Source organism: Klebsiella sp. I138, from assembly GCF_051131765.1.
Lineage (GTDB): Bacteria > Pseudomonadota > Gammaproteobacteria > Enterobacterales > Enterobacteriaceae > Klebsiella.
In genome coordinates this window covers 2720896-2735217 of record NZ_CP180447.1, presented here as the reverse complement: position 1 = coordinate 2735217, position 14322 = coordinate 2720896, and the positions used below count along the sequence as shown (strand labels likewise).

Sequence of the window (14322 nt, the reverse complement as noted above, 5' to 3'; positions counted from 1 at the left end):
CACAGATAAACCTGGCAGCGTGTGGAAACTGCCCGTTTTTATCATTAAGAATATGATCGGGGTGGAGCTATTTTGTTTAATTATGGATAATGTCGGCGCTAGCGAATAAACCCAATGCCTGTCAGTTTATTCTCAACAAAATATTCCCTGAGTCAGCCATCATGATGCCAGACGTACTTTCAGTGGTTGCGCCGGTATTGAGTTTTTCCGGTTAATGATGACGGGTCAGCAAGCGGATATATAAACGCAAGAAGGAATGCCTCGATGGCCGATAAGCACTGGTCGATAACCGAACGCCTGCACCTGACGGTAACCAACCCGAATGTGATCATTCGCGGCAGTTACAGCTACTATAGCGACTGCTGGGATCGTGGGTTTGAACGCTGTGTGGTGCGCTACCTGCACGGCGATGCCGTCAGCGACGGTTGGGAACCATTAGGCCATGTAGATAAGCTCTATATTGGCAATTTCGTCTGCATCGCGCCGGAAGCGGTGATCCTGATGGGCGGCAACAGCACGCATCGAATGGACTGGGTTAGCCTCTATCCGTTTGTGTCATGTGTTAATGAGGCGTACCAGCATCGCGGAGATACCGTGCTGCAGGACGGCTGCTGGATTGGCATGCGGGCGATGATTATGCCGGGTGTCACGATTGGCGAAGGCGCCGTAGTGGCGGCGGGTTCGGTAGTCACCAAAGACGTATCGCCGTATACCGTCGTGGGAGGCAACCCGGCTACGTTTATCAAACGCCGTTTTCCCGAGCCCGATATTGAGCGCCTGCTAAAGCTGAATCTTTATGAATTAGCCGAAGAGACCCTGCTGAGCCTGCAACCGCTGCTGTCCAGCCCGGATATTAGTGCGCTTGAGCAGGCGGTGGCGCTACATCGGCAAGGTCGCGACTAGTCCACTCGAAAGCGCGGCCTCATTCCTGGCGAGGCCGTGAATCTGCTTCCATTTGACGGTGGGGGAGAACAGAGCCCTGGCCTCCCATTACGGAAGAACATCTCAGTGATGGGAGGGGGAAGTGTTAAATGATAAATGATGCTTCAGGCGGATAGGCAGGGTCCGGTTTGACGATAAACTAACAGACAAGCCGGTCAGAGCGGCTCAGGGCTTCTTTAAACACTGTATGCAACACGTGGGGCATCATGAAACCCGGATGGCCTGGACATATTGTTTGATGATATCGATAATCTCCTCCTCCTCAGCGAGCGGAATAGAATGCTGAATCATCTCATCCGTGTAATGTTTCGACCTTCGACCTTCGACATCAACAAATACCATTCCCCTGCGCCTGAATAGCCGATGAAGAGGCTGGTCACGTGTTATCAGGTATGAGACGCACACCGCACATGTCCCACCGGGCAGATGTTTTTCAATTGACCATTACTGTGTTGATGTCAGTTTCTTCATTGCATTCAAGCTGTCGTAAAGTAGTGCAAGATTATATTCATAAAGAGAATAACTAGAGGGGGAATTATCTCCCATTATTTTATAATATACATTGATCTTTATTTATTCTTGCTTGTTATTTTATAAGTGATATGGATTTAATATTAATTTTTTGTCATTTAACGTTCTTTTATATTTATTTTGTCATTTTAAAAGTGTGATCTTATACAATGAATTTTAAAACTATATAGTTTTAAAATGCACCTTCATGGACTCACTTATAAAAACTGGTAAAACTCAATATATGGAATATTTATGAAAAAAATTCTACTAACTTTCACATTAGCTCTGGTTTCCTTTAACAGTCTGGCAGATATGACTTTCGATACTTCATCCGGGAAGCTCAGGTTCTATGGGGATGTCGAATTTAATACCGATGCAGCCAGTAGTTCGAAACAACTGACCTCTTCTCGAACTAGTCCGAATAAAGACTGGAGTGCAAGTGATAGTGACCGCTGGAGCATCAATGGTCGTATTTTGCTAGGGCTTGACGGCTATCGTGAATTACCAGGCGGTAATTTTGCTGGATTTATTTCTCAGCCGCTTGCGGACATGAGTGGCCATATGAATCTGGATGATGCCGCTTTATACTTCGGGCAGAAAGAAGGTGGTAAGGATAATTGGCGTGTGACTGTCGGGCGCTTCGAAGCTTACGATATGTTCCCGATAAACCAGGACACCTTTGTAGAATATTCAGGTAATACGGCCAATGATCTGTATGCTGATGGGTTCGGCTATATCTATATGATGAAAGAAGGGCGCGGGCGCAGCAACAGCGGTGGAAACCTAATGCTAAGTAAATCCATTGATAACTGGTACTTTGAACTGAACAGTCTGGTGGAGGACGGTAGCGATCTGTTTGCTGGTGCCTCTTATCATGGAAATACCCTGACCAGAAAGAAAAATACGATCTACCTCCGACCGGTTGTCGCCTGGCGTGGTGATAATTTCACTACAGCCGTGGCAGCAGAAAGCAATGTCGTTAACAATGCCTATGGTTACCATAATACCAGCGGACAATGGCAGGATCAGTCAGAACGTAACGGTTTTGGCTGGTCGTCAACCCTGAAAATTGATCATGATATTACCGCAAACATAAATTTCGCATTTATGGATGCTGTGAATGAGAAAGATTTAACCGTTGGTGCGAATATTTTGTGGGATAAATTTGCTATAGGTTATATCTGGGCTAAGAATAAACTCTCCGATTTTAATCCCGCCTTGCAAGCGAATAATGATGACTTTATCGACCAGGACGGAAAGTATCAGATTCATACTATCCACTCGTCATATCGTTTTGCCAATGTACTAGATATGAATAATTTTGATATTTACCTGGGTGCGTATTGGTCACAGATCAAACGTAATTCGGATAATCTATACTCCGATGGAGAAAACTCCGACGATCGCTACGGTATGCGGATTCGGTTCAAATATAACTTTTAAATACATCATCAAATTAATGCGCGTTTTCCGATAACAGTAGGATTTATAGGTCCTGGCGAAATATCAATACCATAATAATTATTGGTTGGCTGAATTGTACCTACGAGCCATGTTGAATACATTTATGGTTAGTGGTAAATCGCCTTTAAATTAAGAAGGTGCCTGCCAGATTTTTTACATATTTTTCGAACCGGAAGGGCCGAATGATACTGGTAGTTTTAGAAATATATATTGTGAGTATATTAAATTAATGAAATTGATGTAGCAGGATGGGGCGGATTTTTCAGTCGTTGTGAAATGAATTTGTGGATTGTATTGAAGATTTCTTCCCCTTGTTCGCTAATCTGATGAACGATAGATCGCTTTTGATAAACTTAATGTTACCGGCCAGATAGTATATCAGCACGATGAATAAACGTGGTTTTAAATAAAAGGATATCACTATGCCAGAAAATTATGAAGAGATTGTTATGGGTTTAATTACCCATGCTGGATCCTGCAAAAGCCTCGCATTTGCGGCATTGCAGGCCGCCAAAACGCAGGATTATACCCTGTCATTGCAATTATTGACAAATGCAGATGAAGAAGCAAAAAAAGCCCATCATATACAAACCACCTTAATTGGTATGGATGAAGGTGAAGGTAAGATCCAGGTTCATCTGGTTATGGTTCATGCCCAGGACCATCTTATGACTGCAATGCTTGCCAGAGAATTAATTGCGGAACTGATTATTCTCCACCGGCAAAAGAATTAAAGGATCCTTATGAATATCTCATTAGATAGTATTGCCAGCGTTTCACAAAAACTGGCAGGGCAGGTTCATCTGAGAAGCCTGCGAGATAGTTTTATCATCGCGATCCCTTTTTTGGTACTCGCTGGTCTGGTTATTATGGTGAATTATGTTTTTCTGGATCCCAATGGGTTTATGAAAAATATTATTTCTGCTGAAACCATGGCACATTATCGAGGTATCGGCGAGCGGGCATTAAATGGCACGATGAATATTTTGTCGATTATGCTCGCGGTACTTGTAGCCTATTCACTGGCAAGCAAACGTAAAGCCGAGAGCCCAATTATTGCTGCAATGGTATCGCTGGCCTGCTTCTACGTGATAATGCCAACAGCCGTGTCTGTAACGCCGCAGGATAGCGAAACTGTGATGATAAGTGGCGTCGTGCCCTATGCCTTGACCAATGCAGGAGGGGTCTTTCTCGCCATTATTTGTGCCTTCTTATCTACTAGCCTGTTTTTGAAAATATCAAATAGTGAGGCGCTAAAAATCACCTTGGGTGACGAAGTTCCACCGATGGTACAACAGTCGTTTAATGCTCTATTCGCTATTATGATCACCGTTGCACTGTTTGCCTGTGGGACTTTCGCTATCACCAGCTGGTTTGATACTGAACTGTTCGAATTGATTCAGACGTTAGTACAAAAACCCCTTGTGCATCTCACCACCAGTCTACCGGGGTTTATTACATTAACTACTTTAACAAATCTGTTATTTTCGCTTGGCATCCATCCATCCGGTATTATTAATCCGGTCCTGGAGCCACCTTTGTTGGTTGCAATGCAGGAAAACATGGCTGCTTTTGCCGCCGGGCAAATACCGCCACATATCATTGTATTACCGTTTCGGGATCTTTACGGCCATATGGGGGGACGGGCTCTACTTTGGCTTTGCTGTTAGCCATAATATTACGCAGTCGCATGAGCAGTCATAAAAAATTTGCCAGGACGGTGATTGCACCAGGCATTTTTAACATTAATGAACCAGTCATTTTCGGGCTTCCGGTGATCCTCAACCCGCTGCTGATGATCCCGTTCATCATCTATCCGCAAATAAATTTTATCATTGCTTACTTTGCCACTTCCTGGGGTTGGGTATCACGCATTGTGGCCTATGTCCCCTGGTCGGTACCGCCGTTCCTCTCCGGATGGTTGGGCTCTGGTGGTGATCTGCGTAACGTTGTATTGCAAGGGATACTTATCGTCATTGGCGTGATGGTTTACATGCCTTTCCTGCTTGCATACGAACGTTCAATTATGAGCAAAAATTCCCGAAATATCATCGACAATATTGGAAAAGAGCCATTAGAAACGGTAGAGGTGAAATGCGCATCAGACGGTCATGTGTTGGACGGAAAAACCATTGTCCTGATGTGTAATGAGGGTATGTCCACTTCAATGGTGGCAAAAAAAATGCGTCAATATGCTCAAAGTATCAACTGTACTGTCAGTATTAGCGCTACCAATATCGGTAGTCTTGAAAATATTTACCTGCAAACGGATCTTATATTTCTTTCTCCGCAACTGTCTTATATGGAAAGCCAGGTACGAGAAACTGTACAGGGTCGATGTCAGATTGAGTTAGTTAACTCACAACATTTCTCTCATATGGATGGTAAATCCATTATCGAACACGCAATAAAGGTGTTTAAATAAGGAAGTTATATGATTAATTGTGCATTTATTGGCTTTGGGAAAAGCGCTACCCGCTATCATTTGCCCTATGTGTTAATACGCGACAAATATAATGTTAAAACTATTTTTGATATGAAAGCGCAGCCGGAGGTAGAGTCACATCCAAAATATATCGGGATTCGGTTTACTCGTGATGTGAATGATATACTACAGGATGAATCCGTTCGTCTCGTTGTTATTTGTACACACCCAGACAGCCATTTTGAATATGCCAGAATGTGTATCAAGCATGGCAAGAATGTGATGGTCGAAAAGCCCTTCACCACGACGTTGCAAGAGGCGAAAGAGCTGTTATGTCTGGCTAAAGAACACCAGGTGACGGTAACCCCATTTCAGAATCGCCGCTTTGACGCTTGCTTTCTTACGGTCAAGGACGTCATTAAAAGTGGCCTTATTGGCGATATTATTGAAGTCGAAAGCCACTTCGATTATTACCGTCCGGAGGCTGACTCCCAGGAAAATCATCCGTTTAATGGTGCGTTTTATGGTCTGGGTATTCACACCCTTGATCAGATACTATCTCTGTTTGGCAGACCGCGTCAGGTAGCTTACGATATCCGCAGCCTGCGGCGGGATGGCAACCCGGATGATATGTTTGAAACCCAGCTATTTTATGGTGATGTGAAGGCGATTATCAAAACGAGTCACCTTGTTATGACCCCGTATCCAAAATTTATTGTCCATGGTACACGCGGTTCTTTCCTCATAGGACAAATTGATCAGCAGGAAACCTGTCTGAAAAACAATATTATGCCGGATGATCCTTTATTTTGCGCAGACCGTGAGCCGGGTGTTATTGAATACCTCAATGTAAACGATGAGGTTGTGAAGCGAGACATCCCGACTGTTCACGGAGATTATGGGCGTGTCTATGATGCACTTTATGAGACTATCGTTAACGGGATGCCGGGTTACGTCAGTGAAGCTGATATTCTCACCAACCTCGAAATTCTCGAGCGTGGTTTTGAACACGCGTCGCCATCAATAATCACGCTGGATCAATAATATGAAACGCTTACTAAACTGCCGTGCGTCAGATTTTCGAGATCAACCTATAGCTAGCGATCTCTTTGCGGCTATTCAGACATCAGAAGGACGAACTGTGCTTGCCGAAGTGGCCGCGGAGAGCCCATCACTTTATCCAGAAATCACGGGCGCTGAGCTGGTCGGCGCATTCGGCGCCGATATGATTTTACTCAAGGGTTATAACACCGTCACCCACACGGTTGCTGGAATACCGGGAAATGGCGGCTGGCAACAAATAAAAGCCCTGACAGGCAGACTGGTAGGTATTAGTCTGGAAATTAGCGAAAGCCTGGACATTGAAAATCCCCGTCAGCTTTCTGCCAGGACACTGGAAAATATTCAACAGGCTGATTTTCTTTGTTTGACTGGCTATGACAAACCAGAACTGAATATTCAGACAATGCTGGAAGCGATACGCCTGGCGAAGTCCTGTTTTACTGGTTTAATCATCGCCGCCAAATTTTATTCCAGTGGCCTGGCTTCGGCAAAAGAATATACAGATTATATTCGTGCCGGTGCGCATGCCGTGGTGATCCCTGCACCAGGCACTTGTCCAGGGAGTCGTGAAAGTATCGTTAGTCATATTATCAGCGAGGTCCATCAGGCTGGAGGGCTTGCGATAACGACGATCAGTAGCAGTCAGGAAGGTGCGGATGCTGAGACGGTTAAACTAATTGGTTTGGCCAGCAAGCGCTGTGGCAGTGATATGCATAACTTTGGTGATGCCGGTTGTTGCGGGATTGCCGACCCAGAGGCTATTCGGGCACTTTCAGTGGCAATTCGTGGCAAAAGACATACCTATGTGAGAATGGCGGCATCAATCTTACGTTGATATGTCTATCTTTCGTAAATTATAGTATAACAGACCTATGTCTATAGGTCTGTTATGTAAACTATATGCCTAAGTATATTGATATATATAATGAGTTAAAAAATAGAATAGTTTCTGGTTATTATGAACAAAACAGTCAACTTCCAGAGGGGCGAAAACTGGCACTGTTTTTTGATTGCAGTGAACTCACAATCACAAAGGCACTTGATATCCTTGTTAAGGAGGGTTTTGTTGTAAGAAAAAGAGGATTGGGTTCATTTGTAAAACTTCCATTCAATGTTTCTAGCAATAATCATCTGACGGGTACAAAAGCACGTTGCATGGAGTCTGGAAAGCACATTGACACTCGTGTAATAGAATTCTCAGCAATCCCGGCATCACCTGCTATTCAGGAGAAGTTACAGCTTAATAGCGATGAAATGGTGTATTCAATTTTACGCGTTCGAGTAATAAATACGGTGCCTACGATTATTGAAAAAACCTATATGCCGGTGAGTATTATACCTGGGCTTAACTATACTAACGTTGCCGACTCCATCTATACTTATATTACCGAAGGGTTGGGGTATAACGTACACAGTAGCCATATGATGATCACCGCTGATGTTTCTGATGAACGGCAAAGCACCCTCCTTGAGTTGCCATCCCCTGAAGTTGTTATTCATGTTGAACAAACAGCTTATTTAGATAACGGGAAGTTATTCGAATATTCCGTAGCTACTCATCGTTATCATATGTTTAAGTTTGCAACGGAATTTATTAAATATAATTAATTCCTGGATTTGTCAACGTGAGGCTGGGAGGTAATAATGATATTCCGGTTTATCCTCTCAGCCCGTGTTCAAACTGTCTGCACCAATATGGTAATCAATGTACATGGGTTAAGTGTTCTCCCGGATCCACAAGCGAATCACGCAGTCATCCGCCCTCAAAGAACGACGCCTGACAGAACGGTGGTTGACCTGCCACGGCCTGAAGTATCGTTTTGTCGAAACTCCGAGCGATAACCTGCTTATTTTTCCGCAGAACTTCCTGCGCAAATTGCGGTTGGTATAATAGTCCGGACAGGGACATTTGATCGTATTTCTTGCGCCAGGAATAGAAAGTGGCACCGGAAGCGCCCTGCTTATGGTAGACCTCCGATACAGGTGTACTCAGTTCGTTCAGCTACAGGGCAAAAGTGGTTTGCTCTTCCGTGAATGGTGATTTTTCATCTGTATCACCTCCACTCAAAGGCAATTCATATGCCGAAATTCTGTTTTCGAAAGGGGCAGGATTTCGAATCAGGGTCGCAATCCGATTGTTCAAATGTCATGCCGGTAGAGAGATTGCCTGGCCTGGCGGGCCAGGTGTCTTACGACGTGATTGCGGAAGAATAATCCGGCGCTATTCAGGTAAAGGTGGCGCAGATGTTAATAGACTATTATCGCTTTTGTTTAGAAATAAAAACTGGCTAAGTGAAACAAATACAGAATGATCTAACGCGCTCAAGGTAATGACCCCTATCATAAATAGGTAGGGGAAATGTGTTATCATCGCGCCTTTCCCTTTTCGTTTTGGGCTCTTTTTTATGCAACAACCTGTTGTTCGCGTGGGAGAATGGCTGGTTACACCTTCTGTTAACCAAATCAGCCGGAAGGGACGTCAGCTTACTCTTGAACCGCGCTTAATCGATCTTTTGGTCTTCTTTGCCCGTCACCCTGGTGAAGTGCTCAGCAGGGACGAGCTTATTGATAATGTCTGGACACGCAACGTGGTCACCAGCCACGTCGTCACGCAGAGCATTTCCGAGCTACGTAAATCGTTGAAAGATGGCAACGACAGTAGCCTTGAATACATCGCGACGGTACCTAAACGCGGCTATAAGCTCACGGTGCCGGTCATCTGGTGTACGGAAGAGGGGGAGGAGCCCGCGCCGGCGCTTGCGTCCGCGGACCCTGCTGCGGTGCCTGACCTGACGATCCCGACGGCTGCCGCCCTCGAGGTTGAGCAAGCCCAGGGTCCGGGCGCAAAACCGGAGAAGCGCAGACGTATCACCACCTTCTGGGTGTGGATCTTGTTCCTGCTGGCGCTCGGCTCTTGTGTGGCGCTGGTTGCGCTGTCGACGATGGAGTCACGACCGCCGGTGAATAAAGCGCGCTTGCTGCTGAACCCGCGTGATATTGATATTCATCTGCTGAAAGGTAATTCCTGCACCAACTGGGCGTCGCAGCACTCTTATGCGGTGGGCTTAGGCAGTCTGGTGACCACGTCGCTCAACACCTTCTCAACCTTTATGGTGCATGACAAAACCAACTACAACATTAATGAGCCAAGCAGTTCAGGTAAAACGCTGACGATTGAGTTCGTTAACCAGCGACACTATCGCGCGCAGCAGTGCTTTATGTCAGTGCAGATGGTGGATAACGCCGACGGCTCAACCATGATGGACAAGCGTTACTTCATTACCAGCGATAACCAGCTGTCGATTCAGAACGATCTGTTGACCAGCTTATCAGAGGCGCTGAAGCAGCCGTGGTCAGAGCGAATGCAGACGATGTTGAAACAATATCAACCGTCACACAGTACGGCGCTGACCCATTTCTACGAGTCGCATCAGCTATTAATGAACGGCGATGTGGATTCATTAGGTAAGGCCAGCGCGCTACTTGATGGCGTAATTAAAGATTCGCCTGATTTTTCTTATGCGTATGCAGAAAAAACGCTGGTGGATGTGTTACGCCATTCGCAACAGCCGTTAGATAAAGAGCAGCTCAGCGCGCTGTATGCCGAAATTACGCGGGTTGGCGATATGCCAGGGATAAAAAACACGGCGGTGTTTTACCAGATTAAAACGGTGGATTTGCTAGGCCAGGGAAAAGTTGATGAAGCGTATAACGCCATTAATACCGGAATCGACCTGGAAATGTCGTGGATGAACTATGTGCTGTTAGGTAAAGTCTACGAAATGAAAGGACAGAACCGGGAAGCGGCGGATGCCTATCTGACCGCATTTAATTTGCGCCCGGGTGAGAATACCTTTTACTGGATTGAAAATGCGGTATTCCAGACTTCCGTAACCCGCGTTGTTCCCTACCTCGATAACTTCCTCTCTTCAGAATAAGTAAACCCTCACCACGCTCAATATATCGAGCGTGGTGAGGTTAAATTTATGTTTCTCACGAGCACCCTGATTGTTATATTTTTTTGACGTCAAAATAGCGAAACACAACACAAATTCAACACGCCGATGGTTGTATAAGTTTCTGTAATTGAACGATGTTTATCTTTTTATGATATCAACATGTCATCCTGATATGTTAATCGAAAAAGGTCAAAATATCATTTGTCTGATGTTTGTTGATATTTCACTTTATCTTTAGGACTTATCTCCTTTGAATCAGTAATCTTGTTGGCAGTTGGTCGGGTCAATTAAAGGTTCTATATCATGATCTGTACCTCCCAAATAAACTTAGGAGAAAAGCAAACATGAGTTCAGCCAAGAAGATAGGGCTATTTGCCTGTACCGGCGTCGTCGCTGGTAATATGATGGGGAGCGGTATTGCATTATTACCTGCGAACCTCGCCAGCATCGGTGGTATTGCTATCTGGGGTTGGGTTATTTCTATTATTGGTGCCATGTCTCTGGCTTATGTATATGCCCGACTGGCAACGAAGAACCCACAGCAAGGTGGCCCGATTGCCTATGCCGGGGAAATATCTCCCGCGTTCGGTTTCCAGACCGGCGTCCTTTATTATCATGCAAACTGGATTGGTAACCTGGCGATTGGCATTACCGCCGTCTCTTATCTGTCTACCTTCTTCCCTATTTTGAATAATCCGATTCCAGCCGGTATCGCATGTATTGCAATCGTCTGGATATTCACCTTCGTTAATATGCTCGGCGGTACCTGGGTGAGCCGTCTGACCACAATTGGCCTGGTGCTGGTGTTAATTCCGGTGGTGATGACTGCGGTTATCGGCTGGCACTGGTTTGACGCGGCGACCTATCAGGCAAACTGGAACACTTCCAGCACGCCAGACAGCCACGCGGTTATCAAAAGTATTCTGCTCTGCCTGTGGGCGTTCGTCGGCGTTGAGTCTGCCGCCGTTAGTACCGGTATGGTGAAAAACCCGAAACGTACCGTTCCGCTGGCAACCATGCTGGGAACCGCAATGGCCGGTATCGTTTATATCGCTGCGACTCAGGTTATCGCTGGTATGTACCCTGCCGCTCAGATGGCTGCATCCGGTGCGCCGTTCGCTATCAGTGCCTCCACAATTCTTGGCGGCTGGGCTGCTCCGGTGGTTTCTGCCTTCACCGCATTTGCTTGCCTGACCTCTCTGGGTTCCTGGATGATGCTGGTCGGTCAGGCCGGTGTCCGTGCCGCTAACGACGGTAACTTCCCGAAAGTGTACGGCGAACTGGATGACAACGGTATTCCGAAAAAAGGTCTGCTGCTGGCCGCGGTGAAAATGACCGCTCTGATGGTGCTGATTACCCTGATGAACTCCAGCGGTGGTAAAGCGTCCGACCTGTTCGGTGAGCTGACCGGTATTGCCGTACTGCTGACCATGCTGCCTTACTTCTACTCCTGCGTTGACCTGATTCGCTTCGAAGGCATCAACATTCGCAACCTTGTCAGCCTGATTTGTTCTGTCCTCGGCTGTGCGTTCTGCTTCATCGCCCTGATGGGTGCAAGCTCCTTCGAACTGGCCGGTACCTTTATCGTCAGCCTGATTATCCTGATGTTCTACGGTCGCAAAATGCATCAGCGTCAGCACGAAAACGACAACACTGACAGCTCCGCCGCCAGCGCGCATTAATCCGTAACCCTTATTCCTGGAGCTCCTTCCTGCACCTGTCACCACGTGACGGGAGGGGCTCTCCATATCTGGAGATTCGACTATGAACGTTATCGCAATCATGAATCACATGGGCGTCTACTTTAAAGAAGAGCCTATCCGTGAACTTCATCGCGCCCTTGAACGCCTGGACTTCCGCATTGTCTATCCGAACGACCGCGAAGATTTACTGAAACTTATCGAAAACAATGCCCGTCTGTGTGGCGTAATCTTCGACTGGGATAAATACAATCTCGAACTGTGCGAAGAAATCAGCACGATGAACGAATACATGCCACTGTATGCTTTCGCCAACACCTACTCCACGCTGGACGTTAGCCTGAACGATCTGCGTATGCAGGTTCGCTTCTTCGAATATGCGCTGGGCGCGGCCGATGACATTGCAGACAAAATCAAGCAGAACACCGATGAATACATCGACACCATTCTGCCGCCGCTGACCAAAGCGCTGTTCAAATATGTCCGTGAAGGCAAATACACCTTCTGTACCCCAGGCCACATGGGCGGCACCGCCTTCCAGAAAAGCCCGGTTGGCAGCATCTTCTACGATTTCTTTGGTTCAAACACCATGAAATCCGATATCTCGATTTCAGTTTCTGAACTCGGTTCTCTGCTGGACCACAGCGGCCCGCACAAAGAAGCGGAAGAGTATATTGCTCGCGTTTTCAACGCTGAACGCAGCTACATGGTGACCAACGGCACCTCAACGGCGAACAAAATCGTCGGCATGTATTCCGCGCCGGCAGGCAGCACCGTCCTGATTGACCGTAACTGTCACAAATCGCTGACTCACCTGATGATGATGAGCGATATTACGCCGATCTACTTCCGTCCGACCCGTAACGCCTACGGGATCCTCGGTGGCATTCCGCAGAGCGAATTCCAGCACGCGACTATCGCTAAACGTGTCAAAGAGACGCCGAACGCGACCTGGCCGGTGCACGCGGTTATCACCAACTCCACCTACGACGGCCTGCTGTATAACACTGACTTTATTAAGAAAACCCTGGATGTTAAGTCTATCCACTTTGACTCCGCATGGGTGCCTTACACCAACTTCTCGCCAATCTATGCCGGTAAATGCGGGATGAGCGGTGGCCGTGTTGAAGGGAAGGTCATTTACGAAACCCAGTCCACGCACAAACTGCTGGCGGCGTTCTCCCAGGCTTCCATGATTCACGTGAAAGGTGATGTCAACGAAGAGACCTTTAACGAAGCCTACATGATGCACACCACCACGTCTCCGCACTACGGTGTGGTCGCCTCGACCGAAACGGCCGCGGCAATGATGAAAGGTAATGCTGGTAAGCGTCTGATTGATGGCTCTATTGAACGTTCCATTAAGTTCCGTAAAGAGATCAAACGTCTGAAAGGCGAGTCTGAAGGCTGGTTCTTCGACGTCTGGCAGCCGGAACATATCGACGGACCGGAATGCTGGCCGCTGCGTTCTGATAGCGCATGGCACGGTTTCAAAAACATCGATAACGAACACATGTACCTTGACCCGATCAAAGTCACTCTGCTGACTCCGGGGATGAAGAAAGACGGCACCATGGATGAGTTCGGGATTCCGGCCAGCATCGTGGCGAAATATCTCGACGAACACGGCATCGTGGTTGAGAAAACCGGTCCGTACAACCTGCTGTTCCTGTTCAGCATCGGTATCGATAAAACTAAAGCACTGAGCCTGCTGCGTGCGCTGACTGACTTTAAACGTGCGTTCGACCTGAACCTGCGCGTGAAAAACATGCTGCCGTCTCTGTATCGTGAAGATCCTGAATTCTATGAAAACATGCGTGTTCAGGAACTGGCGCAGAACATTCACAAACTGATTGCGCATCACAACCTGCCGGACCTGATGTTCCGCGCATTTGAAGTGCTGCCAACCATGATGGTTACCCCGTACGTGGCGTTCCAGAAAGAGCTGCACGGCAAAACGGAAGAAGTGTATCTCGAAGAGATGGTGGGCCGTGTCAACGCCAACATGATCCTGCCGTATCCTCCGGGAGTTCCGCTGGTTATGCCGGGTGAAATGATCACCGAAGAGAGCCGTCCGGTACTGGAATTCCTGCAGATGCTGTGCGAAATCGGCGCCCACTATCCGGGCTTCGAAACCGATATCCATGGCGCATATCGTCAGGCGGATGGTCGCTATACCGTTAAAGTGCTGAAAGAAGAAAACAACAAGTAATTGAAGCTCCAAGGGAAGTGGCTTGCCACTTCCCTTTTTTCACGC

At 46.9% G+C, this 14322-nt stretch carries 10 protein-coding genes and 1 pseudogene; all 11 read left to right on the top strand.

Annotation, left to right across the window (positions count from 1 at the left end; all coding sequences use genetic code 11):
- Positions 1-264: 264 nt before the first annotated feature.
- The 11 genes and pseudogenes from ACMYSK_RS12725 (at position 265) to cadA (ending at position 14277) form a co-directional block, all read left to right on the top strand.
- On the top strand, positions 265-903 hold the full coding sequence (locus ACMYSK_RS12725; protein ID WP_434643671.1) for a CatB-related O-acetyltransferase: 639 nt from the start codon (positions 265-267) through the stop codon (positions 901-903).
- Positions 904-1707: 804 nt separating this feature from the next.
- The gene (locus tag ACMYSK_RS12720; protein WP_434643668.1) at positions 1708-2898 is read left to right on the top strand and encodes a carbohydrate porin; all 1191 of its coding nucleotides are present in this window, start codon (positions 1708-1710) and stop codon (positions 2896-2898) included.
- Between the two features lie 443 nt (positions 2899-3341).
- Positions 3342-3653, top strand: a complete 312-nt coding sequence (locus ACMYSK_RS12715) for a PTS lactose/cellobiose transporter subunit IIA (protein ID WP_434643664.1) — start codon at positions 3342-3344, stop codon at positions 3651-3653.
- 9 nt (positions 3654-3662) lie between these two features.
- A pseudogene (locus tag ACMYSK_RS12710) lies at positions 3663-4678 on the top strand (PTS sugar transporter subunit IIC); the annotation flags it as partial.
- Between the two features lie 36 nt (positions 4679-4714).
- The gene (locus ACMYSK_RS12705; RefSeq protein WP_434644081.1) at positions 4715-5344 is read left to right on the top strand and encodes a hypothetical protein; all 630 of its coding nucleotides are present in this window, start codon (positions 4715-4717) and stop codon (positions 5342-5344) included.
- A 9-nt stretch (positions 5345-5353) separates the two neighbouring features.
- Positions 5354-6388, top strand: a complete 1035-nt coding sequence (locus ACMYSK_RS12700) for an oxidoreductase (protein ID WP_434643662.1) — start codon at positions 5354-5356, stop codon at positions 6386-6388.
- 1 nt (position 6389) lies between these two features.
- Positions 6390-7241 (top strand): hypothetical protein, encoded by an 852-nt coding sequence (locus ACMYSK_RS12695; RefSeq protein WP_434643660.1) that lies wholly within the window; start codon positions 6390-6392, stop codon positions 7239-7241.
- Between the two features lie 65 nt (positions 7242-7306).
- Complete coding sequence (locus tag ACMYSK_RS12690) at positions 7307-8014, top strand: GntR family transcriptional regulator (protein ID WP_434643657.1); 708 nt, start codon at positions 7307-7309, stop codon at positions 8012-8014.
- Between the two features lie 797 nt (positions 8015-8811).
- Entirely contained in the window at positions 8812-10344 is a 1533-nt protein-coding gene (cadC, locus tag ACMYSK_RS12685; RefSeq protein ID WP_434643654.1) for a lysine decarboxylation/transport transcriptional activator CadC, read from the top strand.
- A 365-nt stretch (positions 10345-10709) separates the two neighbouring features.
- On the top strand, positions 10710-12047 hold the full coding sequence (gene cadB, locus ACMYSK_RS12680) for a cadaverine/lysine antiporter (protein WP_434643651.1): 1338 nt from the start codon (positions 10710-10712) through the stop codon (positions 12045-12047).
- A gap of 82 nt (positions 12048-12129) precedes the next feature.
- Positions 12130-14277 carry a lysine decarboxylase CadA gene (gene cadA, locus ACMYSK_RS12675; protein WP_434643649.1) on the top strand — a complete coding sequence of 716 codons (2148 nt, stop codon included), beginning with the start codon at positions 12130-12132 and terminating at the stop codon, positions 14275-14277.
- The last annotated feature ends 45 nt before the right edge of the window (positions 14278-14322 follow it).

Coding starts and splice junctions, on each gene's coding strand:
- ACMYSK_RS12705 (WP_434644081.1), top strand. CDS start 4,715: ATGATCCCGTTCATCATCTATCCGCAAATAAATTTTATCATTGCTTAC.
- ACMYSK_RS12725 (WP_434643671.1), top strand. CDS start 265: ATGGCCGATAAGCACTGGTCGATAACCGAACGCCTGCACCTGACGGTA.
- ACMYSK_RS12715 (WP_434643664.1), top strand. CDS start 3,342: ATGCCAGAAAATTATGAAGAGATTGTTATGGGTTTAATTACCCATGCT.
- ACMYSK_RS12720 (WP_434643668.1), top strand. CDS start 1,708: ATGAAAAAAATTCTACTAACTTTCACATTAGCTCTGGTTTCCTTTAAC.
- ACMYSK_RS12700 (WP_434643662.1), top strand. CDS start 5,354: ATGATTAATTGTGCATTTATTGGCTTTGGGAAAAGCGCTACCCGCTAT.
- ACMYSK_RS12690 (WP_434643657.1), top strand. CDS start 7,307: ATGCCTAAGTATATTGATATATATAATGAGTTAAAAAATAGAATAGTT.
- cadB (WP_434643651.1), top strand. CDS start 10,710: ATGAGTTCAGCCAAGAAGATAGGGCTATTTGCCTGTACCGGCGTCGTC.
- ACMYSK_RS12695 (WP_434643660.1), top strand. CDS start 6,390: ATGAAACGCTTACTAAACTGCCGTGCGTCAGATTTTCGAGATCAACCT.
- cadC (WP_434643654.1), top strand. CDS start 8,812: ATGCAACAACCTGTTGTTCGCGTGGGAGAATGGCTGGTTACACCTTCT.
- cadA (WP_434643649.1), top strand. CDS start 12,130: ATGAACGTTATCGCAATCATGAATCACATGGGCGTCTACTTTAAAGAA.